Origin of the sequence: Salegentibacter flavus (genome assembly GCF_900115145.1) — a bacterium.
In the GTDB taxonomy this organism is placed as follows: Bacteria; Bacteroidota; Bacteroidia; order Flavobacteriales; family Flavobacteriaceae; genus Salegentibacter; species Salegentibacter flavus.
The window spans coordinates 47814-70845 of sequence record NZ_FOVL01000001.1 but is presented as its reverse complement, the minus strand read 5'-3'; the positions used below and the strand labels follow the sequence as shown (position 1 = coordinate 70845).

General features: G+C 39.9%; 23 protein-coding genes and 1 tRNA gene. 10 read left to right on the top strand and 14 right to left on the bottom strand.

The annotated features are described in order from the left end of the window. Positions 1 to 27: 27 nt before the first annotated feature. Positions 28 to 708 carry a ComF family protein gene (locus BM266_RS00370; protein WP_093404451.1) on the top strand — a complete coding sequence of 227 codons (681 nt, stop codon included), beginning with the start codon at positions 28 to 30 and terminating at the stop codon, positions 706 to 708. 57 nt (positions 709 to 765) lie between these two features. After that, positions 766 to 2379: an Ig-like domain-containing domain gene (locus BM266_RS00365; RefSeq protein WP_093404448.1), complete on the top strand. Its 1614-nt coding sequence runs from the start codon at positions 766 to 768 to the stop codon at positions 2377 to 2379. Here the strand turns inward: BM266_RS00365 and BM266_RS00360 are convergent. After that, entirely contained in the window at positions 2366 to 3145 is a 780-nt protein-coding gene (locus tag BM266_RS00360; protein WP_093404445.1) for an amidohydrolase, read from the bottom strand. The genes BM266_RS00365 and BM266_RS00360 overlap by 14 nt on opposite strands. Positions 3146 to 3248: 103 nt before the next feature. Here BM266_RS00360 and BM266_RS00355 point away from each other — a divergent pair, with 103 nt between their 5' ends. Then, entirely contained in the window at positions 3249 to 3755 is a 507-nt protein-coding gene (locus BM266_RS00355) for a DUF1440 domain-containing protein (protein ID WP_093404442.1), read from the top strand. Between the two features lie 294 nt (positions 3756 to 4049). Continuing rightward, positions 4050 to 4478, top strand: coding sequence for a tellurite resistance TerB family protein (locus tag BM266_RS00350; protein WP_093404439.1), 429 nt, complete (start codon positions 4050 to 4052; stop codon positions 4476 to 4478). A 67-nt stretch (positions 4479 to 4545) separates the two neighbouring features. Here the strand turns inward: BM266_RS00350 and fbp are convergent, their stop codons facing one another. After that, positions 4546 to 5553 (bottom strand): class 1 fructose-bisphosphatase, encoded by a 1008-nt coding sequence (gene fbp / locus BM266_RS00345; protein WP_093405285.1) that lies wholly within the window; start codon positions 5551 to 5553, stop codon positions 4546 to 4548. Between the two features lie 105 nt (positions 5554 to 5658). Between fbp and BM266_RS00340 the strand changes: the two genes are divergently transcribed. From BM266_RS00340 to BM266_RS00325, 4 genes are all read left to right on the top strand, one after another. Then, positions 5659 to 6141, top strand: coding sequence for a GNAT family N-acetyltransferase (locus tag BM266_RS00340; protein WP_093404437.1), 483 nt, complete (start codon positions 5659 to 5661; stop codon positions 6139 to 6141). A gap of 76 nt (positions 6142 to 6217) precedes the next feature. Then, a complete protein-coding gene (locus BM266_RS00335) occupies positions 6218 to 6703 on the top strand; it encodes a GNAT family N-acetyltransferase (RefSeq protein ID WP_093404434.1) in 486 nt (161 codons plus the stop codon). Continuing rightward, positions 6700 to 7950, top strand: coding sequence for an aspartate kinase (locus BM266_RS00330; protein ID WP_093404431.1), 1251 nt, complete (start codon positions 6700 to 6702; stop codon positions 7948 to 7950). Before BM266_RS00335 ends, BM266_RS00330 begins: the two co-directional genes overlap by 4 nt. Positions 7951 to 8063: 113 nt before the next feature. After that, the gene (locus tag BM266_RS00325; RefSeq protein ID WP_093404429.1) at positions 8064 to 8714 is read left to right on the top strand and encodes an SDR family oxidoreductase; all 651 of its coding nucleotides are present in this window, start codon (positions 8064 to 8066) and stop codon (positions 8712 to 8714) included. A gap of 78 nt (positions 8715 to 8792) precedes the next feature. Here the strand turns inward: BM266_RS00325 and BM266_RS00320 are convergent, their stop codons facing one another. The 12 genes from BM266_RS00320 to BM266_RS00265 form a co-directional block, all read right to left on the bottom strand. Beyond that, positions 8793 to 9773, bottom strand: coding sequence for a 2-hydroxyacid dehydrogenase (locus tag BM266_RS00320; RefSeq protein ID WP_093404426.1), 981 nt, complete (start codon positions 9771 to 9773; stop codon positions 8793 to 8795). Positions 9774 to 10025: 252 nt separating this feature from the next. Further along, positions 10026 to 10391 (bottom strand): cupin domain-containing protein, encoded by a 366-nt coding sequence (locus tag BM266_RS00315; protein WP_093404423.1) that lies wholly within the window; start codon positions 10389 to 10391, stop codon positions 10026 to 10028. A gap of 12 nt (positions 10392 to 10403) precedes the next feature. Beyond that, positions 10404 to 11753: a magnesium transporter gene (gene mgtE, locus BM266_RS00310; RefSeq protein ID WP_093404421.1), complete on the bottom strand. Its 1350-nt coding sequence runs from the start codon at positions 11751 to 11753 to the stop codon at positions 10404 to 10406. After that, a complete protein-coding gene (rsmA, locus tag BM266_RS00305) occupies positions 11731 to 12561 on the bottom strand; it encodes a 16S rRNA (adenine(1518)-N(6)/adenine(1519)-N(6))-dimethyltransferase RsmA (protein WP_093404418.1) in 831 nt (276 codons plus the stop codon). Before rsmA ends, mgtE begins: the two co-directional genes overlap by 23 nt. Positions 12562 to 12576: 15 nt before the next feature. After that, the gene (locus BM266_RS00300; RefSeq protein WP_093404416.1) at positions 12577 to 12894 is read right to left on the bottom strand and encodes a DUF4286 family protein; all 318 of its coding nucleotides are present in this window, start codon (positions 12892 to 12894) and stop codon (positions 12577 to 12579) included. A gap of 10 nt (positions 12895 to 12904) precedes the next feature. Further along, positions 12905 to 14686, bottom strand: coding sequence for a tetratricopeptide repeat protein (locus BM266_RS00295; protein WP_093404413.1), 1782 nt, complete (start codon positions 14684 to 14686; stop codon positions 12905 to 12907). Positions 14687 to 14733: 47 nt separating this feature from the next. Further along, positions 14734 to 16005: a serine--tRNA ligase gene (gene serS, locus BM266_RS00290; protein WP_093405282.1), complete on the bottom strand. Its 1272-nt coding sequence runs from the start codon at positions 16003 to 16005 to the stop codon at positions 14734 to 14736. Between the two features lie 54 nt (positions 16006 to 16059). Further along, entirely contained in the window at positions 16060 to 17379 is a 1320-nt protein-coding gene (locus BM266_RS00285) for an HTTM domain-containing protein (RefSeq protein ID WP_093404411.1), read from the bottom strand. Continuing rightward, the gene (locus BM266_RS00280) at positions 17369 to 18307 is read right to left on the bottom strand and encodes a bifunctional riboflavin kinase/FAD synthetase (RefSeq protein ID WP_093404408.1); all 939 of its coding nucleotides are present in this window, start codon (positions 18305 to 18307) and stop codon (positions 17369 to 17371) included. The genes BM266_RS00285 and BM266_RS00280 overlap by 11 nt, the downstream gene beginning before the upstream one ends. 7 nt (positions 18308 to 18314) lie before the next feature. Further along, a complete protein-coding gene (pth, locus tag BM266_RS00275; RefSeq protein ID WP_093404405.1) occupies positions 18315 to 18944 on the bottom strand; it encodes an aminoacyl-tRNA hydrolase in 630 nt (209 codons plus the stop codon). Positions 18945 to 19074: 130 nt separating this feature from the next. Then, a complete protein-coding gene (locus tag BM266_RS00270) occupies positions 19075 to 19728 on the bottom strand; it encodes a 50S ribosomal protein L25/general stress protein Ctc (RefSeq protein WP_093404403.1) in 654 nt (217 codons plus the stop codon). Positions 19729 to 19830: 102 nt separating this feature from the next. Continuing rightward, positions 19831 to 20772 carry a ribose-phosphate pyrophosphokinase gene (locus BM266_RS00265; protein WP_093404401.1) on the bottom strand — a complete coding sequence of 314 codons (942 nt, stop codon included), beginning with the start codon at positions 20770 to 20772 and terminating at the stop codon, positions 19831 to 19833. Positions 20773 to 20962: 190 nt separating this feature from the next. On the opposite strand from BM266_RS00265, the gene BM266_RS00260 reads away from it, so the two are divergent. Next, positions 20963 to 21044: transfer RNA gene (locus tag BM266_RS00260), tRNA-Leu, on the top strand. Between the two features lie 238 nt (positions 21045 to 21282). Continuing rightward, positions 21283 to 22503, top strand: coding sequence for a site-specific integrase (locus tag BM266_RS00255; protein WP_093404398.1), 1221 nt, complete (start codon positions 21283 to 21285; stop codon positions 22501 to 22503). Positions 22504 to 23032 lie beyond the last annotated feature (529 nt).

Below are 23032 nucleotides of genomic sequence, written 5' to 3'. Positions count from 1 at the left end.
GTAAGGGAACCGACAAGCTGTTAACAAATGTTTCACGATTTACTTAATTTATTCTACCCAAAAATTTGTAATTGTTGCGAAACCGAATTGGTTACGCACGAAACCATAATATGTACTTCCTGTCTTCACGAGCTTCCACTTACTAACTTTCATCTTGATAACGAGAACACTACAAAAAAAGTATTTTCAGGGAGGCTTAGTATTGAAAATGCTACTTCCCTGTTGTATTTTAAAAAGAAGGGGATGGTACAGCAGCTAATCCATAATCTTAAATACCGTGGTAATCGGGAAATAGGAAATTTCCTGGGGCAGTGGCTTGGGGAGGAACTAGCAAAGATCCCGGAATACACCCAAATAGATGCGGTGGTCCCAGTTCCGCTTCACCGGAAAAAATTAAAGTCCCGTGGGTTTAATCAGGTTGAAGATTTTGGGAAAGAAGTCGCAAATAGTCTGGAGTCCGAGTACATTGATGATGTTCTGGTGAAAAAATCGGCTACTACCACCCAGACCTTTAAAAAACGATTAAGCCGCTGGGGGAGTATTGACGAGACATTTATGATAGAAAACCCCGAAAAACTTGAGAACAAACACCTCCTACTTGTAGACGATCTCATCACGACTGGCGCTACAATGGAGGCCTGTGTTACAAAACTTCAAAAGATAAGTGGAGTAAAGATAAGCCTGGCAAGTATGGCAATTACCGATTGAATTTTGCCGGGAAAACTAAAATAATCGTTTCTTTGTCTAAAGATTCATCGCGTGATTATGCTTAAACGAATTCCGAATTTTCTGCTTGTAATTTTCCTGACCCTGGGTTTGGTTCAATGTGCAAAAAAAGGTATGCCCGAGGGCGGCCCCGAAGATGAGGAACCACCAAAATTTGTAAGGGCTACCCCGGAGAATTTCAACACCAATTTTAACCGCGATGAGATTCGTATTTATTTCAACGAATACATCAAACTCAATAAACCCCAGGAACAGATCATCATCTCACCTCCAATGGATCCCAAACCTACCATTCTTCCATTGGGAAGCGCAAGAAAGGATATTAGGATCGAGATCTTTGATACACTTCAGGAAAATACTACCTATACCATCAACTTCGGAAAAAGTATAGTGGATAACAACGAAGGCAACGAATTACCTTATTTCAAATACGTTTTTTCTACCGGAGATTATCTTGACTCCCTTTCAGTACAAGGAACGGTAGATGACGCTTCATTAAAAGAGCTGGCAGAACCGGTTTCGATATTTTTATATGAAATAGATTCAACTTATTCAGATTCTATTGTCTATAAAGAAAACCCCAGATATGTAACCTATTCCAAGGACAGCATTTTCACTTTTGAACTGGAAAATCTTAAGGCAGGAATTTACCAAATGATCGCGATTCAGGATAAAAATGCTAATTATAAATTTAATCCTCAATCAGAGAAAATCGGATTCATTGAAGAGCCAATTAGTCTGCCAGCAGATACCAGCTATCATATTACCCTTTTTAAAGAAGAACTGGAATTTAGTGTGGAAAGACCCAAATTATTAAAGGGAAACCAGATCCTGTTTGGTTATGAAGGCGTTACAGATCTGGATAGTCTTGAGATCAATCTTTTAAATCCTAAACCCGAAGGCTTTCGCTCCCGGATTGTAAAAGATCCAAAAACCGATACCCTTTACTATTGGTACAACCAAAAACCGGAATCTGACAGCCTTTCGTTTGAAATAGTGAGTCCTAAAAAGAGAGATACGCTCTTCACAAAGATATCTGAACTTGAACGCGATACGCTTAAAGTAACCCCTGAACCCAGTGGAAACATCGAATTAAACGAAATTTTTAAATTCAGGGCAAACACTCCCCTGGTTGAGAGCAATGCCGACCTGATAAGAATTCTCGATAAAGATTCTGTAGAAGTGAATTTTTCAGCAGAACTTTTACTCTTTAAAAATGAACTTCAACTTCAATTTGAGAAGGAGGAGAACAATAAATACCAGATACGGGCTTTACCCGGCGCGCTAACCGATCTCTTCGGAAAGACCAACGACACCATCAATCAGCAAATTTCCACAAAACCATATTCTGAATATGGCAGTGTGGTGTTAAGACTTCAGAATGTTAATAGCTTCCCGATTATTGCCCAACTAACCAATCTGGAAGGTGAAGTTCAAGCTGAAAGATTTTCAGAAAACGAGACGAATTTTAATTTCAGATTTCTGAAACCGGCGAAATATCTGGTGCGGGTAATTATAGATAAAAACGGAAACCAAAAGTGGGATACCGGTAATTATTTGGAAAAACGCCCACCGGAAAGAATCCTTTACCATAGCGACACCCTGGAAGTTCGCTCAAACTGGGATTTGAATGAAAGTTTTATTTTAGAGTAAATTCATCGCGATCCTGAAGAAATTTTAACTGCTTCCTGGTTTTCTCCAGGTGATCCTTATCCAAACTAATCTCCTCAACAAAAGGTGATTCCCTGTTTTCTCCGGTTAAATTTTCGCCTAAACAATCGTAAGCCGCGCTGTGCCCTGAATATTCATAGCCATCACCATCGGTACCGATTCGGTTTATGCCAATACAATAGCTCATATTTTCAATCGCCCGGGCTTTTAATAAGGCGTCCCAGGCTGCAACTCTTTTATTTGGCCAGTTAGCAACATAGATAAGAAGATCGTAATCTTTGGTATTTCTTGCCCAAACCGGAAAACGAAGATCATAACAAATAAGCGGGCAAATTCTCCAGCCTTTATAGTCCACAATTAATCTTTCCTTACCGGCGGTATAGGTTTTATCTTCTTTAGCTAAAGTAAAGGTGTGACGCTTGTCGTAAGTTTTATAACTCCCGTCTGGATAGACAAAAAACAGTCGGTTATAGTAATTCCCGTTTTCAGTAATAATAAGACTTCCGGTGACTGCAGCATTTTTAAGTGCTGCCATCTCCCGCATCCAATTAAAACTGAGTCCGTCATTCCTTTCGGCTAATTTTTCAGCATTCATACTGAATCCCGTTGTGAACATTTCCGGTAGAATTATAAGGTCTATCTCATCTGAAAGAGCCTTAATTTCTTTTGAAAATAAACTGCGGTTAGCCTGCGGATCTTCCCATTTAAGGTCCACCTGTAACAAAGCTGTATTTAGTGATTTACTCATACTTTAAAATTATCAATTTTTAAACAACTCATCCCAATTCCTTGTTAAACAATTGCAGAAAAAAGGCCTAATAGATAGCTTTAACTTATAAAAAATTCAACAGATGAAACTAACTGCCTTTTTAAACAAAGATACTTACACCCCTGATACCCAAAGAGCACTCATTTCAGGATTTTTAGGAGGTCTCGCCGGAACTGCCGTAAAGAGTATAGTAGAACGCTACTTGCCGGTAAGAAAAGTTGAGCAGCGTTCGGCACAGATCAAGATCTTAGATGATCTTTCTACCAAGATTACCGGAGGCCCCATTAGCGTACAGAACGAAGCTCTTGCGGAACAGTTGGTGAATTTCCCGGTTGGGGCGACTCTGGGTGCCGCTTATGGCTATGGGAAAAAAGACAGAGACCATCTTAAAATTACTGATGGAGTAATTCTTGGTGGCACCACCTGGTTCACCACTCACGAGACCTCTCTTCCGTTGCTAGGCCTGGAAGGCAATCCAAAAGACATTCCTATTAAAACCCAGGCAAATGAGTTATTTGCTCACGTACTTTTTGGAGTGACCACCGAACTGGTAAGAAGTTTTGTTAGTAAAAAGCTGAAAAACCGGTAAATAATTTTTCCAGCTGTTAAAGCATTTGAGGCATCCTATCTTCCAGTTTTTCTGAAGACAATTTCTCCCTATGCCTACCGGTAATGATAGGGAAGAAATACCTTTATCATCAAATACTTAAAGGGGGTTTTTCATTTTAATCCAGGGCTTGTGACTGAAATTATCCAAATTGCCTTTCACATAAAAAGGATTAAGAAAAGACTAGCGAAAGTCCAAACCTCCATACTTTTTAGCAGACTTTTAAAAGAAAAAGCTTTTGGCTTTAGTTATATTTGTAGTATAAAACTCAATCAAATGTCAATTTCAGATTTATTCGGATCAGGGGAACATCTCCGAAACATTAACCATTTTGCCTGCATCGTCAACCTGGCAAGTGTGGATGGAGAGATCAATGAACAGGAAGAAATTCTTTTAAAACGTTTTGCCCAAAAAATGGACATTAATGAAACGGAATATAAAACGGTAATTAGAAATCCAAAGGAATTCCATGTTAACCCTTGCAATAGTGTAGAACAGCGCCTGGAGCGCCTGCATGATCTTTTCAAGATTATCTTTGCCGATAATAATATAGACCGTGAGGAAGAGGAACTGATTAAACGTTACGCTATTGGGTTAGGCTTTTCCAGCGAGGCTTCTGAAGCTATCATAAAACGTTCTATCCAGATCTTTACAGGACAAATAAGTTTTGAAGACTATAGATTACTTCTTGACAGAAAAGATTAATATCAACTTAAGATAAAGTATAAAAAATCCCAAAAGAGGGATTTTTTAATTTAAACCTGGATTTATTCTACTGGAATTTCTTCATAAATTCTTCGGCTTTTTCCACCATATTTTTGCTCCCTGCAAAAAATGGGGCCCGCTGGTGTAACTCGGTTGGTTGGATGTCCATAATTCTGGAAAAACCATCACTGGCTTTCCCTCCGGCCTGTTCAATAATATAGGCCATGGGATTGCATTCATAGAGCAGCCGCAATTTGCCATTAAAGGCTTTTGAACTTTTTGGATAAATAAATATTCCGCCTTTGATCATATTCCTATGAATATCAGAAACCATGGAGCCGATATACCTGGAAGTATAAGGCCTGTCTTCTTCTTCTTCCTGGCAATATTTTATGTATTTTTTTACTCCCTCCGGGAAATGCACATAATTACCCTCGTTAATAGAATATATGCTGCCGTTTTTAGGAAACTTCATATCCGGATGTGAGAGATACCAGGAACCCAGGGCCGGATTCAGGGTAAAACCATTCACCCCATGACCAGTGGTATAAACCAGCATCGTAGAAGTTCCGTAAATAATATAGCCGGCAGCCACCTGTTTATTCCCCGGTTGGAGAAAATCTTCTTTGGTTACCGGAGTGCCTATAGGCGTTACCCGGCGATAAACAGAAAAAATGGTTCCCACGGAAACATTCACATCAATATTAGAACTGCCGTCAAGGGGATCCATTAAGACCACATATTTATTTTGGTGATCGTTGTTGCAACCGGCAATTGTTATGAAGTCGTCGTTTTCTTCGGAAGCTATCCCACAAACGATCTCGCGATTGGTAAGGGTTTGAATAAATTTCTGATTGGCATAAACATCCAGTTTTTGCTGGTCTTCTCCCTGTATATTGGTTTCTCCATAAGCCCCGATAATATCAACCAGCCCGGCCTTGTTCACCTCGTGGTTTACCACTTTTGCCGCAAGACGTATGGAATTGATCAATCTGGACAGTTCTCCAGAAGAATAAGGGAAATCTGCTTGATTATCTATTATAAATTCCCCAAGGGTTTGATATTGTTTAGCCATCATTTTTGATTTGGTTCGTCAAAAATATTTAAAATAAACACTAGCTACAACGTTTTCGTATATTATATATTTCAAGTTGTACTTTTGTTTTAAATAAAATACGAAATGGACTATACTATTAGAAAAGCAGTTCCCGAAGACATGCCGGCAGTTCTGGAGCTCATCCAGGAACTTGCCGAATTCGAAAAAGAACCCGACGCAGTGATACTCACAGCTGAAGACCTTAAAAGAGATGGTTTTGGCGAAAATCCATCTTTTATCTGTTTTGTTGCTGAAGTTAACGGAAAAATAGAGGGAATGGCACTTTGTTATTACCGTTATTCAACCTGGAAAGGAAAGACCGTGCATCTTGAGGACCTGGTAATTAGAAAAGAATTCAGGCAGAAAGGTTTGGGAAAAGCCCTCTACACCAAGGTTATCGAATATGCTAAAAAACAAGGCGTGAAACGGGTCGAATGGGTGGTGTTGGACTGGAATACACCGGCAAAAAATTTCTATACCAAAAGCGGAGCTCTTGTCTTCGACGACTGGTGCACTGTGCAAATGGATGAACAGGCCATGGACGAATATCTAAGAAACTCACGTTAATTTAAAGCTAAGCCACAGTATATTTAATAAATCTATTCCTAATTTTGAATAATAACCAACTTAAAAACCAGAAATTATGAGTGTCGATTACAATATCAGGGAAGCCAAACGCGAGGATATGCCAGCGGTTCTTGAACTTATAAAAGAACTGGCCCAATACGAAAATGCTGCCGATGAGGTAGAGATACATCTGGACGATTTAATAAAGGAGGGTTTTGAGGAGAAACACTTTAAATGCTTTGTGGCCGATGTTAAGGGTAGAATCGAAGGAATGGCCCTGGTTTATTTCCGCTTCTCTACCTGGAAAGGTCGTACCGTTCATCTCGAAGACCTTATTGTGCGCAAAAAAATGCGTGGTACCGGACTTGGTGGGGCTCTTTATAATCAGGTGGTAAAATATGCCTATGAAAATGGCGTTAGACGTGTGGAATGGGTGGTTTCTGAAGGCAACAAAAATGCAATCGAATTCTATGAAAATACCGGAGCCGAAATAAAGAAAAACTGGTACACCGTGCATATGGACGAAAGCGGAATCCAGAAAAACGTTGAAAAACTAGAATGAAAATATACAAGTTTGGAGGAGCTTCAGTAAAAGATCCTCAAGCCGTAAAAAATCTATTAAAATTATTAACCTCTAAAGACCACGGCAAACTCCTTATCGTTATTTCAGCGATGGGGAAAACCACTAATGCCATTGAAAAAATTGTCGCAAAATACTTAGAGGAACAAAAAATTCCGGAAGAACTTCAGGAGATTGAAAATTCACATCTGGAAATTGCAGGAGAACTCTTCCCCGAAACTTCCCATCCGGTTTATTCAAAAATAACCGGTTTATTTGAGGAAATCCGGAATTTTATGGAGCATAATAAATCCAATCGCTATGACTATGTGTATGACCAGATCGTGAGTTATGGGGAGTTGCTTTCTTCAAACATTGTTAGCGAATACCTAAATACTCATAACTTTAAGAATACCTGGATTGATGCCCGGGACCTAATTAAAACCGACAGCACCTACCGCGATGCGCAGGTAAACTGGGAAGAAACCCAGGAAGCCATCAATAAAAACATTGATAGAAACCAGGTAAACATCACCCAGGGGTTTATCGCTTCAGATGCTGATAATTTCACCACTACCCTTGGCCGGGAAGGCAGTGACTATACTGCAGGGATCTTCGCATATTGTCTTAACGCTGAGAGTTTGAGCATCTGGAAGGATGTACCCGGAGTACTTAATGCCGATCCACGGGAGTTCACTCAAACTTCCCTGCTAAACCAGATCTCTTACGAAGAGGCCATTGAACTTGCCTTCTATGGAGCTTCGGTGATACACCCAAAGACTCTGCAACCCCTTCAGAAAAAAGAGATTCCACTTTACGTCAAATCCTTTGTTCAACCTGATGGCAATGGCACTTCAATAAGGAGAGGAAACCGGATAGAACCTGAAATCCCCTGCTTCATCGTAAAGAAAAATCTGGTGCTCATTTCACTTTCTTCCCTTGATTTCTCATTTATGGTGGAAGAAAACATCAGTGAGATCTTCAGGCTTTTTCATCTTTACCAGATGAAAGTAGATCTCATCCAGAATTCAGCGATCAGTTTTTCGGTTTGTGTAGATAACAGATTTAATCAGCTCGAGAAGCTTATTCAGCATTTAAAAGCCAGGTTCAGGGTGAAATATAATACGGGTGTTTCCCTTTACACCATCAGGCATTTTAATGACTCGGCGATAGCCAGCCTGGAAAAAGATAAAGAAATTCTTTTGAAGCAAATAACCCGGGACACCGTTCAATGGGTAACGCGTAATTAAAACGAACACCAAGGCCCCACCCCTGTTAATTTCATGTTATTCTGAAACTTGTTTTAGGGAATTTTTTATTTCATCCTTATCTTTCAAGATCTACGAAAAATCATTAAAATATTATGGAAAGGATACTTATCGCAGGAGCGACAGGACATACAGGAAAAAGGGTAATAGAAATCCTTAACAATACTCAAAATTTCAAGCCAATCGCAATGATTCGGGATGAATCACAAAAGCAGATTTTCGATGATATGGAAGTCGAAACTGTTTTTGCCGATCTCGAAAAAGATATTGAACACGCGTTCAAAAAGATAGACCGGGTGATCTTTGCGGCTGGTTCAGGCAGCAAAACAGGTCCTGACAAAACCACCAGCGTAGATCAGGAAGGCGCGAAAAAAATGGTGGATGCAGCGAAAAAATTCAAGGTAAAAAAATTCATCATGCTTAGCGCGATGGGAACCGATAATCCTTCTCAAAATAAGGATCTGGAACATTACCTAAATGCCAAAAAAGAAGCCGATGATTATCTTGTGGATAGCGGTATTCCTTACACCATTGTGAGACCAGGAGCCTTAAATGATGATCTTGGGCTCGCCAAAGTGAAAATTGCGCCAAAACTCGAAGAACGGGGAGAGATCTCCCGTGATGACGTGGCTTTCTTACTGGTAATGTGCCTGGCTGATCCATTGGCCAAGAATATGGCTTTTGAAGCTTTAGAAGGCGAAGAATCTATAAAATCGGCGCTGATTGAATTAAGCCAGAATAATTAAGATATTAAATCTAAAAGGTCTGCTTTCTGAAATAATTCTCAAAGCAGACCTTCATTTATTTTAATTTTCCGGGAAATACTATTTCTTATCTCCTTTCCCGAATTTTCCGATTATTTTTTCTGCGATAACACTGGCCAGTTTTTCATGAGATTCCACCGTCCACCCGGCAACGTGTGGACTAAGAATAACATTTTGCAAAAACATTAGCTCCTGCATAGCCTGGGGAATATTGTTTTCTACGCTAAGGGCGATATTCTTCTTATTTGAAAAAAGACTTTCAAAAGAGTCTTTTTCATATTCCAAAACATCCAGGCCTGCGCCCAGAATTCGACCATCTTTTAGCGCTTCAACCAGATCTTCGGTAACCACGCATTTTCCGCGAGCGGTATTGATAAACCAGAAGGGTTTATTAAATTTCCCGATGAATTTTTTATTTATCATCTGGTTAGTTTCAGAGGTTAAGGGAGTATGGAGACTAACAACATCTACCTTTTTGGCAAAATCTTCAAAGGAGACCTGTTTTGCATTTTCATCCCCTACATTCTCCTTTATATCATAGCAAAGTACCTCCACCTCAAAACCTTTCAGCTTTTTGGCAAAGGCCTTTCCCATATTTCCATAACCTATAATTCCTACGGTTTTTCCGTCAAGTTCCAGGCCTCGGTTTTCTTCCCGGTGCCATAGTCCATCTCTTACTTCGCGATCGGCCTTGTTCAGCTTATTGAAAAGGGATAATAGCATTCCCAGAGAATGTTCGGCTACTGCATTTCGGTTCCCTTCAGGAGCAGAGAACAACTCTATATTGTGCTCTTTAGCATATTCCACATCAATACTCTCAAGACCGGCGCCAACTCTCGCGATAAATTTCAGATTTGGTGCCGCATCTATAAATTCCCTGTCGATGGTATACCGGCTTCTAATCACGATTCCATCATATAAATGCTGATTAGCCAGGGTATCTTCCCTGGTTTGGGTATAGCCTTCAATATTATGGTGTCCGGCTTCCTCCAGTTGTTTTATAAGAGTTGGGTGATTGGTGTCGGCGTGCAATATGATCATTTTAATTTATTTTAATTCTGAAAAAATCATGAAACATCTGTCTTTCAGAAGCTTTCTTCTGAAGTTGCAAATGCAACAGACAAAGATAAAGAATGATGCCGAAACCGTGAAAGATTGAGGCCGGAGGTTCTAAAAACCAAGCTTGATTTTTGATAAATAGAAAAGGAGAAAATTTCCGAAGATATCCTTAGTGAGAATGAAAAATGGCATAATTTCAATTACTGATTCTGTGCCTCAAATTCTCAGCAATGATTATATTTTAGGATAGTCCTCTACCGTTAAGGAACTGGCTACATTCCCGGTATGTTTTAAAGCGAGTTTTTCAAAGAGCATAATATGTGCTTCTTCCCCGTCATCTGTTTTGGGACAATGCTTCACCCCTTTTGGAACCATCAACATTTCTCCCTCTTCCAAAGTTTCTGTTCTATCTTGAAATTGAATATAAAGTTTGCCTTTTATTACCTGAAAAAGCTCGTCTTCTTCGTCATGTACATGCCATACAAATTCTCCGGTTACTTTTGCCAGTAAGACCTGCATATCATTAACTACTGCAATTTGATGCGGATGCCAGTGCTCACTAAATTTGGTAAGCTTCTCTTGTATATTGATAGTTTTCATAGTATATGTATTCTAAAAACCAAGAATAACTTTAGATAGGTAAAAGAAAAGAAATATCCCTAAGATATCATTGCTGGTGGTAATAAAAGGTCCTGTTGCAATTGCTGGGTCAATACCTCGCTTATCGAGAATAATAGGCACAAAAGTCCCAATTAAGGCTGCTAAAATAATAACGCTTAGCAATGAAAGAGCTATAGATAGACTCACTAATTGTGGCTGGCCTACAATAAGCCCAAAAAGTATTATTAATAAACCCAGGACTACTCCATTAATAAGACTGAGACTAAGTTCCTTTAAGAGTCGCTTAAAGAGGCTGCCTCTAAGATTATTATTAGCAAGTCCCTGTACTATTATCGCACTGGATTGTACTCCCACATTCCCGGCCATCGCCGCTATTAGCGGGGTGAAAAAGAATAAAACCGGAAATTTCGCCAATGCCTCTTCAAAACCCTGCATCACATAAACACTCCCTAAACCTCCAAAAAGCCCCAGTACCAACCAAGGCAATCTGGCACGTGTAAGACGCCATACACTGTCATCGGCTTCTACACCTTCAGAGATACCTGCCGCCATTTGGTAATCTTTTTCAGCTTCCTCCTTAATGAAATCTACAATATCATCAATGGTTACACGACCTACCAAACGGCCCATTTCATCTACCACAGGAATAGCCTCCAGGTCATACTTCTGCATTATTCGGGCTACTTCTTCCCCATCGGTATGAACATTCACATAATCAACCTGGGGAATATAAATATCGCTAATGTTGGCGCGGCTTGGTGCGGTAAGAAGATCTTTTAAAGATAATCTACCCTTTAATTTATTTTTGTCATCTACAACATAAATAGAGTGAACCCGGGTCACATTCTCGGCCTGTTGCCGCATTTCGGTCATACAGCCGGTAACACTCCAGTTTTCGTTAACCTTGACGAGTTCTTTTGCCATAAGACCTCCGGCAGAATCCTCATCATAACGCAACAGCTCAACGATGTTATCGGCATGTTCCTCATCGGCCATTTCGGCGATAACATTTTGCTGTCGCTCCAGAGAAAGTTCAGAAATGATATCGGCCGCGTCATCGGTATCCATTTCCTCCAGCTCATCGGCAATTTCTTTAGGAGTAAGGGTATCGAGAATGCGTTCTCTAACGTTTTCCTCAAGTTCCATTAAAGCCTCGGCCGTTTTCTGGCTATCCATCAGTTTAACCACATAAACCGCTTCATCCAGGCTTAGCTCGGTAAGAATTTCAGCAATATCGGCATGGTGCACGTCTTCCAGGTGCAAAAGAAGTTCCTCGTTGTTCTTTTCTTCTACGAGGAATTTAATTTTCTCTATTAACTCATTGCTGATCTGAAATTGCATAGGGCTGAATTTTTAAGGTCAATTCAATAAATGCATCGTGGCCCAGTTGCTCAGGACGCTCGTCAAATATAGTATCTTCCCTTAAACTATCGGGTAAATTGAAGCTTTTTAAGCTATTTCTAAGAGTTTTCCGGCGTTGGTTAAATGCAGTTTTAACGATTCTGAAAAAAAGCTTTTCGTCGCAGGCTAATTTCTGGTTTTTCTTTCGGGTTAACCTCAGTACTCCACTCTCTACCTTTGGCGGCGGATTAAAAACCGAAGGAGGAACCGTAAAAAGATACTCGGCTTCAAAAAAGGCCTGGACCAGAACCGATAGGATTCCGTAGGTTTTATTACCTTCCTTTTCACAAATGCGTTTGGCAACCTCTTTCTGGAACATCCCTGAAAATTCGGGGATCTGGTTCCGCATTTCCAAAACCCTGAACACGATTTGGGTTGAAATATTATATGGAAAATTCCCGATTACAGCGAATGGCTCCTCACCAAAAATTTGAGAGAGGTCATACTTCAAAACATCTTTCTCGTGAATTCTGCCTTCAAGTTGTGGATAATTCTCCCGGAGATAAGTAACACTTTCGGTATCGATCTCTATTACGTGAACCTCAGCTTCCTTTTTCAGTAAATATTTGGTCAACACACCCATTCCCGGACCAATTTCAAGTACTTTTTTATAACCCGAGAGGCTTAAAGTATCTGCAATCCTTTCAGCAATATTTTCATCGGTAAGAAAATGCTGTCCCAGGTGTTTTTTTGCTCTAACTTCAGATTCTAAAAAGTGAGCTGTATATTTTTTACGAAATTTCCCCATTATATACCGGTGTTTCTAATTAATCTCCTGCTCGGTGATCACCTCAAGTTCAGTACGAAAAGCCACCATTTTCCCTTCAAAGGCTTTTCCACGGGAGCGCAGGTCCTGAGCATGTTCCCGAAAATAATTCTGGAGGCTTTCCCTATCTGGTGCAGTATACTGCACAGAGTAAGTGATTCCTCCCATTTCTTCTTTTACCATAACACGGGTCATAAGAGCTTTTGTGAACTTCCCGGTTTTCAGCATATCGGGGATGTGCTCGGTTTTCATCCAATCCAGCCATTTTTCGTGAACAGACTCTTCGATATTTATGGTGACATTATAGATATACATAGGGAATATTTTATTCGATGGTATCGCCCCGAAGGCGACGGAATTTTTTACGGGCATCTACAAAATAAATGCTGTCGGCAAAGTTAAAGATAATTTGCTCGTAATATTCCATTGCCCTTTCCGGATTATCCAGATACTTCGCATAGAGTTCGGCAAGGTAATAATTAGCATTATCGGCAAGGATATCAGTATTAAAAAGTCTGATAATTTCCAGGTAATTGGATTCAGCCTTCTCAAATTCTTCAATGTTTTCGTAGAGTTGTGCTTGTTTAAAGAGGACTTCATCTTCTATTTTCTCTCCTTTATGATTGGCAAGGATCTCATCCAGAATTGCAATGGCAGCTTCATTTTTCCCCTGAAAGGCCAAAAGATCGGCCCTGGCGTATTTTTTTAATGCCACCTGAGCTGTATCTTCAATAGAATTATCTTCGATCAATAAACTAAGTTCCATTGCATCGTTAGCGATTAGCTGAGATGTAGAAGATTTAAGAACGTCCAACTGGGTTTTAGCCCACTTAAAATCTCCTTTAAAATAACTGGTTTTAGCTACTTTAAAACGGGCCTGTTGGGACATCGCGTCATTCTTCATAAGGTTTTGTACCTGGGAGTAATAGATAAGAGCTTCATTGAATTTCTCTTCCAGAACCAGCACATCTGCCAGTTCCATTTTTACCCGGGCTTTATCGAAATTGGATCGGGTTATTTCTGATAGTTCCCTGAGTTGTTCAATTGCCTGCTCCCGCTCCCCAGCCTTAAAAGCAAGAAAGCCTGCATAATCCAACTGAAGATCGAGTGTTTTTAGATCGAGTCCAAATTCTTCAAAAAGCGCCTGATATTCCTTTTCGATCTCTTTAAAATTTGTAGTGGCATCCTTGCCAGCCAGGTTCAGTAGAAATCGCTTTCCCTGTAAGACGATATTTTCTGAAGGCGCTTCTTCTATGGCATAGGCCACGATTTCTTTGGCCGCCTGCGAATCACCCGCTCTTTCAGCGAGAACAGCAAGGTTAAGAATATCCTGCAAACCCGCTTCTCCGCGGCGATAGACCGCCTTTTGTTGAGCAAAGGCTTTATCAAAATCTTTCTGCTGAATGAATAACCACGCCAGCATTTCATTATAAAAAACCTGCGGATTCTCCTGAAGTTTTTTCAGCAATAATTTACGAAAGATCATATTCGCTTCAGCTCCGGAATCTTCTGAAATATAGCGACCAAATTCCCGGTTGGCCACGTGGAACAGATTTGGATTTTCATCAATAAGATCAAGATAATTATCAAACATCTCTTCGATCTTCCCCTGTTCGCCATAGATCCTTGCTAACTGAAGATTGAAATTATGATCGCTGTGAAGCGCCATGCCTTTTTCGTAAGCCTGGGCCGCTTCATCCAGTAAATTATATTTCTCAAAACCCCTGGCTATGCCGTAGGCGAAATTGGGCCGGGCATTTATAGCATCCAGGGCCTCTTTGTAAAATTCATCAGCTTTTTTGGGATCTTCCCTTAATTCGAAATTATGACCAAGTTCTATAAGGAGATTGGGGTTATTGGCCGTGTTTTCAAGCTTTTCCCGAAGCAATTCCTCTGCAGCATCGAAGTTTTCCAATTGCTGGAAAGAAGATATCACGCCATAGAAAAAAACAGGATTCCCCGGGTTTTCTTTCGCTAATTGCTGGTAAATCTTCAGGGCTTTTTCGAATTCTCCCTGGTCAAAGAAATTGCGCGCAAGTTCTTGAGACTGGGCATTCAATTGAAAGACCCCGCATAAAAAAGCGACTATAAAAAGCAAATTCCGCATCTTGTAAAGATAAGGATTTGACTCGTTTTCCGGTGAAATCCAGGAGTTTAATCTATAAGATCAAAGCCGGTATAAGGAACTAGAACTTCAGGGATTTTAATCCCGTTATCGGTTTGGTAGTTCTCAAGAATTCCGGCAAGAACACGAGGCAGAGCCAGAGCGCTACCGTTTAGGGTGTGAACCAGTTCTTTTTTCCCTTCCTTATTTTTATATCTAAGTTTTAAGCGATTAGCCTGGAATGTTTCAAAATTTGACACCGAACTTATTTCTAACCAGCGATCCTGAGCAGTTGAAAAGACCTCAAAATCATAGGTTAGAGCCGAAGTAAACCCAAGATCACCACCACATAAACGTAAAATACGATAAGGCAATTTGAGATCCCGAAGCAACTCTTTTACGTGCTCTACCATTTTATCTAAAGCCACATAAGAATCTGAAGGCTTTTCAATTCTTACCAATTCCACCTTGTCAAACTGGTGAAGGCGGTTTAGTCCGCGAACGTGAGCTCCGTAAGAACCGGCTTCTCTTCTAAAACAGGGAGTATAACCGGTACACGATATGGGGAAATCCTTATCGGTTAAAAGATTGTCGCGAAACATATTGGTGATAGGAACCTCGGCGGTTGGGATCATATAAAGGTTATCCTCAGCCATATGGTACATCTGGCCTTCCTTGTCTGGAAGTTGACCTGTTCCAAAACCTGATGCTTCATTTATCATTAAAGGCACCTGGAATTCGGTATATCCGGCTTCAGTAGCCTTGTCAAGGAAATATGTGATGAGTGCGCGTTGCAATCTGGCGCCTTTACCTTTATAAACAGGAAAACCAGCCCCGGTAATCTTATTCCCGAGTTCAAAATCTATAATATCATATTTTTTAGCAAGCTCCCAGTGAGGCAGAGCTGTTTTCTCCAGCACCGGAATTTCTCCTTCTTTGAAAATCTCTTGATTATCTTCTTCAGAAACTCCTGCCGGCACAGATTCGTGAGGCACATTTGGAATGGTATAAAGCAATTGCTCCAGTTCCTGAATAGTGGCGGTAAGCTTTTCTGAAAGCTCTTTAGAATCTTCTTTTAATTTACCGGTCTTTTCTTTGATCAAATTGGCTTTTTGATGTTCGCCATTTTTGAACATTTTTCCAATCTCTTTTGAAAGCCTGTTAGATTCTGCCAGGATATCATCGAGCCTGGTTTGGGTATTTCGGCGGGTTTCATCGAGTTCTAAAACCTCCTCAAAAACAGCTTTGGCCTCAAAATTTCTTTTTGCCAATGCTTGAATGTATTGTTCTTTGTGATCCCTGATATTATTGACTTGTAACATAGCTTCGTTTCTACCGGTTTGAACCAGCAAATGTAACAAAAGCCCCGAAAAGTTTTAGTCTAATTTAGAAGGTAAAATCCAGTCTTTATGTTTAAAATGCTGCCATTTTTCCGCAGCCATATCAACTTTGGGATCAATAAACTGTCGCGAAGGCCGGCCATTCACCCTCACCCGGGAATCAATATAGACTTCAATCTCTTTTCCTCGTTCTGCATATTCTTCTTTTAAGCGTTGTGCGAATTGCCATATCATATCTGGTTTGGAGTTAATCGCCCGAAGTTGTTTTCGCGAGAGATAGTCAGATTTTTTCACGTATATAGTATCGGTTGTGCCTTTTTCTACCAACTTAAAAGTGCTCCTTCCGCTCTTGGAGCGCAGCATCATACGCCAGCTTAATCGGTGTCCTTCCTCCGTCCAAAGCACATTATCCTTAAAAAACCAGTGACGTAAAGGCAAAGAGATCTGCACTATGAACCAGCCTGAAATAAGGGAAACGATCAGGTTTCGGTATTTAGGCACGATGACCTCATCGCCATCATAATACGGTTTTCTGCGGAAGAGAAACCACTTATTGATCTTTTCTGAAGGAAAAAAGAAAAGACTAAAAGCCAGGGAGAGATAAGGAAATATCCCGATATGAAAAATAAGGCTGTTAAAGAGGTGAAAGAAGATCGCGGCCAGAAAAGCCGGAAGCCTTGTTTTTTTCCATAACAAGGCTGGAATAATGAGCAAATCGAATAATAAGCCGAAATAAGCAATGGCATAACGTACCCATCCCTGCTGAAGGAACTCACCAACAAGCCAGTAATCCTGCTTGCTTTTCATTAAAATTGCCGGAAGCGTCCCATCCAGCCAGTCGGGATACATTTTTGCTATTGCAGCGTAAGTAAAAACGATCCATAGCTGAAGCACGATCACCAGCCATACCCAGCGCGGCATAGATATACTCCTAAGATTTTTATTCCGCCAGGCATCTATGGAGAAGTAGCGATGGGCCGGCAGAAAGACAAAGATCATACAAAGCAACATCAACAAATAGTAATGGTTGTTGTAAGAGGATTTTTGCATCAGGTAAACCGAAGCCCACATAATTCCGAAAGCAAACATACTCAGCCGGTATTTGAAACCGAGCATCACAAAAATCCCAAAAAGCCCCATTACACCATAATACCAAAGCATCCCGTCTCCGGGCAAAGGTTGGAGAAATTCAAAACCTATAAAGTTAAAAGTGAATTGTGGCTCAATAAGGGTACGGCTTATCCAACCCGTCCAGATAGAGCCCCAGGCTTCGATGGTGATAAGCAGACCAAAAAACACCCTGAAAACAATGAGTGCCGAATTATCTATCCGCTTAAAAAGCCATCTATTCAGCATAGTTGTCTTTGATGTACTGCTTTGAAAAAGCCTCGTCCTGTTTCATTGCGTTTTTAAGCGCATTCACAGAATCGAATTTCTTTTCGTCTCTTATTCTAATAAGCATATCAATGGTAAGCCTCTTTCCATAAAGATCTTTGTCGAGATTAAAAAAGAAGGTTTCAATAGTTCTTTCTTCTCCACCCACGGTAGGGTTGGTTCCAATATTCATCATTCCGAAAAATATTTCTCCGTCAATTTCGGCTCTTGCTACGTAAACCCCATTTTTAGGGATGAGTTTATACTCTTCAGCGATATGAAGATTTGCCGTGGGATAATTAAAATCTTTTCCCAGGCCACGACCTTTAACTATGGTCCCAGACAGAGAGAACGGCTGTTGTAGATAGCTATTAGCGCGTTCTACACGGCCTTCCTGCAAAGCTTTTCTTATTTTGGTAGAACTCACCGCTACCTGGTCTACTTCTTCCTTGGTGATCTCTTCAACTTCGAAACCAAACTGCTCGCCAAACTCTTTCAGGTTTGTGATATCGGCGGTGCGGTTTCGTCCAAAACGATGATCGTAACCAATGATTACCCGGCGGGCTTTAAGCTTGTTTACCAGGATGTCTCTCACAAATTCCAGCGCAGTAAGCCGCGAAAACTGATGAGTAAAAGGATGCACTACAAGGTGATCTATTCCCGTTTCAGAAAGTATCTGTTTTCGTTCTTCGATGGTTTGGATAAGCTTAATATCAGACTCCTGCTGCAGAACCATCCGTGGATGCGGGAAAAAGGTAAGAATTACCGATTCCAGGTTCCCGGCTTCGGCAGCATTAACTAAACGTTCTATTATTTTTCGGTGACCAGCATGCACCCCATCAAAGGTACCGATGGTAACTACTGTTTGTCGCTCGCTGCTAAAGGCGTTAGCTCCATTGTGTATTTTCACAGCCTGATTATTTTCCGTTAAAAGTATTCATAGTGTTGTTCACTCCGGCAGTTCCGAAAGATTTTATAAGCTCACGCGATTTTTCAAGTCTTTCGGGAAGTTTCTTAAGTTCGTCTTCCCCCCATTCTCCCAACACATAATCCACCTGCTGCCCTTTGGAGAATTCATCGCTTATTCCAAACCTGAACCGATTATATTTGGTGGTATTCAGAGTATTCTGAATATCTTTCAAGCCATTATGGCCGCCATCGCTGCCTTTGGTCTTCAACCTAATGGTTCCAAAAGGGAGATTAAGATCATCGGTAATAACCAGCAAATTTTCCAACGGAACTTTTTCCTTCTGAAGCCAGTAGTTAACAGCTTTCCCGCTAAGATTCATATAGGTGGAAGGCTTCAAGAGCACAAAGGTTCTTCCCTTATATTTAAAGCGGGCGATATCGCCGAGTTTATCGGTGCTAAAACTGATCTCTTCCTTTTCTGCCAGGAAATCAAGAATTTTGAATCCTATATTATGGCGGGTCTTTTCATATTTTGGGCCAATATTCCCGAGGCCAACGATCAAAAATTTCTTCATGGGGTCCGTTTCTTCTTCCCGGGGCTTTTTGGTACTGAGTAATCTTCCGAAGAAAGAAAGCATAGTTTTGTTTTGGTAAAGATAAAATTATTAAAATTCTTTACAACGAAGCCTTCAAAAAGCACAGGCTGTTCCTAAATAAAAAAAGCACCCCGTTTGGGATGCTTTTATGTTTTTGTTGAAAATGGAAAGATTAATTCTCTCCTCCTTCTTTCACTGCAGCTTCATCTTCAGATTCAGTTGCTGGTACTTCGTCTGCTGGCACTTCATCTTCCTCTTCGTCTTCAATAGCAACGATGTTACGAGATGTTCTTACCTGACAAATTACCGTGTTATCCGGATGTTGAATTTCAAAACTTTCATCGGCTACTTCAGTAACGTATAGTTTCTGACCAATTTTAAGCTTGGTTACGTCTGCAGTAATATAATCTGGCAATTCGTTAGCCAAACCTCTTACCTTCAAACGACGCAAGTTATAACGTAAAACACCTCCATTTTTAACTCCTCTCGCTACACCTTCGGTATGGATAGGAATTTCCATAGTGATTGGTTTATCCTGACTAATCTGGTAGAAATCTACGTGCAAAATAGCATCGGTAACCGGGTGAAATTGAATGTCCTGAAGAATGGCGTTAAATTTATCACCATCATCAAACTTAATTTTCACAGTATGCACATCGGCGGTGTACACAAGCTTATTAAACGAAATTTCTTCTGTTGCAAAATGCAACGGCTTGGCATCTCCCCCGTATAATACGCAAGGAACCTGTCCAGCATTACGCAGGGCCTTAGTGGCTTTCTTTCCTACGCTTTCTCTTTTAGATCCGTTGATCGTAATTGATTTCATTGTTGAAAAATTTTAGGCTGCAAAAGTAAACTTTTTTGCGGCTATTAAAAACTTAAAAATGAATTATTTGGGAAAGCCTTTATTCTTTCGACAAATATTGAACTACATTATAAATTTTGAGCTAATAGACTCATTCTCATGAACCCGTTTCATCACATCTGCCACAAGATCGGCACAGGTTACTACTTTAATCTTCTTGCTTTTCTTTTTAAGAGGAATAGAATCGGTGACGATCAATTCCTGCAGTTTAGAGTTTTCAATACGTTCGTAGGCCTCGCCAGAAAGCACCGGGTGGGTACAAATAGCACGAACGCTTATTGCGCCGCGCTCCATCATCACATCGGCGGCTTTAGTCAGGGTTCCTGCGGTGTCTACCATATCGTCTACTAACACTACATTCTTGCCTTCTACATTTCCAATCAATTCCATATGGGATATTTTATTGGCCTTGGCCCGCTGTTTATAACAAATCACTACATCGCTTTCTAAGGCTTTGGAATAAGCATAAGCTCTTTTTGAACCTCCCATATCGGGAGAAGCGATGGTTAGATTATTTAGATTCAGCGCTCTTAAATGAGGAAGAAATACCGTAGAGGCAAAAAGATGATCTACAGGTTTCTCAAAGAATCCCTGGATCTGGTCAGCATGGAGGTCCATGGTGATAATTCTTGTAGCTCCTGCGGTTTCCAGAATACTGGCAACCATTTTTGCTGCGATAGGTACCCGGGGTTTGTCTTTTCGGTCTTGTCTTGCCCATCCAAAATATGGAATTACCGCTGTGATATGCCTGGCTGAAGCGCGTTTGGCGGCATCAAGCATTAAAAGCATTTCCATAAGATGGTCTGCACCCGGGTGGGTTGACCCGATGATAAAAACCCGTGAACCGCGAACCGATTCTTCAAAAGAAGGCTGAAATTCGCCATCGCTGTAGGTGGAAGTAATTACATTTCCGAGTTTAGACCCATAGGAAGCGGCAATTTTTTCAGCAAGTTCCCTGCTTTGGGTGCAATTAAAGATCTTTGCCTCGGGGTAGAAATTAGACATGGTGTTGTGTTGTTAAGTGTTATTAAAACTGTGCGCAGCAAATTTAAAAATTATATCTGTTTAGAAGCCCTAACGCGCAACTGCTTATGAAATATTTTATACAACTTGTTGAAAAGCGTATAACCCCCCTTAAAAATTAAAATTTCTGGTTTCTAAAATGGAAATTTTTTATACTTTTGCGCTCCACTACGCTCGAGTGGCGGAATTGGTAGACGCGCTGGATTCAAAATCCAGTGACTTCGGTCGTGCGGGTTCGATTCCCGCCTCGAGTACTTTTAAGACTTCAAATGAAGCCAAAACCCCATAAACTTTACTGTTTATGGGGTTTTTTCATTTTTTACGATATCAAATAATATCATTTAAATAGGTATGAAAAGTGTCCTATTCGGTGACCTTTTTGAGTTTCAAAAATAGGTCACCGAATAGGGTGCAATGGTTTGATATACCGATATTTACAGGTGTTTAAATTAAATATAATTGGTTAAATTTAGCCATCTAAAGGAGACCATTATGCAGAATTTACTATCTATTCTCTTCTATATCAAGAGACGAAAAGTTGACAAACAAGGAAAAGTACCCATTTATATGAGAATTACCTATAATGGGAAACGAGCTGAAGTCAGCGCAATGAGAAAAGTGGAATTGAACAAATGGAATTCAAAAGCCAATTGTTATAAGGGCTATTCTAAGGAAGCTAAATTAATAAATAGGAATCTCGATATTATGAGGAATCGTATATATGAGATATATCAAAAACTTCAGGATTCAGGGGAAAATGTTACAGCTACCTTATTAAAGGATATTTATATAGGTAATGACGATTCCAAAAAAGGAATTCTTCAAATGTTCGAGGACCATAATTTCAGAATGAAAAAACTGGTCGGAAAAGATTATTCTTTTAGAACGCTTCAGCGTTACAAGACCACAGAAAAACACTTAACTAATTTCATTTCATCTAACTATAATGCAGAAGATTATCGTGTGAGAGATATTGACACTAAATTTATCAATAGTTTTATATACTATCTCAAAACCGAACTGAACCATTCTCATAATTCAGCTTTAAAATATTTAGCCTATTTCAAAAAAATTGTTCGGGTTGCCGTTGCCAACGGTTGGATCGACAATGATCCTTTTTATAATTTCAAGCTTAAACGCCAGGTTATTGATCGTGAGTTTTTGACGAAAGAAGAAATTATTAAAATAATGGAAAAAGGCTTCACCATCCCCAGGATGGAACAGGTAAGAGATATCTTTCTTTTCTCTTGTTACACCGGTTTGTCATACTCTGATGTTTCCAAACTTACTTCTAATGATATTATTATAGGTGTTGATGGCACCCAATGGATTAAAGTTAAGAGGACAAAAACCAAGTCTCTTAGTAGTATTCCACTTTTAACTGTTCCGGAAGAGATAATAAAAAAATATAAGAATTTTGAAAATCCTAAAGGAACATTGCTTCCTGTATTTTCAAATCAAAAAACCAATAGTTATTTAAAGGAAATTGCCGACGTGTGCGAAATTAATAAGAACCTGACTTTCCATATGGCAAGACATACATTCGCTACAACAGTTACACTTTCAAATGGGGTACCTATTGAAAGTGTAAGCAAAATGCTTGGTCATAGATCATTAAAAACCACCCAGCATTACGCAAAAATTTTAGATAACAGGTTAAGTGAGGATATGAATAATCTAAGAGGACGAATGGCTGCCAAAGAGAACAAATAAAATATAACCAGGTTTTTTTCTATTCATCCTACACGCTTCCATTCTTAAATGTTGTGGACTACCCCTGAATATAAGAATTTTCCTACAAATCGTTTATCAAAGAAGGCATTCACCAAGTATTTAAGTTGTTGGGCTGAAAGTTTTTTGCAGTGCCTCCTTTCTTCTTATGTTCGCAAGGCCATAACATAAGTAGGTTAAGTTCATGGTAGATTTGGGGCAAAAAGGTGGATGATTTATCCGCCTTTTTTTATGTTCAATTTTCTGGAATCTGAATCAAAAAATAAATAGCAGAAAACCATCTTTCGTCCTGATCTATAACGGGATAATTTTATGCTGAATTGAATAAATTTTAGGCGACTATTTCGAGAATTTGTCATAATTCTTCAGTTTCCCTCATTTTTCTATGAGATTTCCATTTTTAGGTTCTAACCCTAAAAAGGTCATTTTATACCAAATGATATCTCTTACCGTTACAAAAATACATTTCGATATATCAAATTACATTATTCTTATTCAAATTAAATTATTG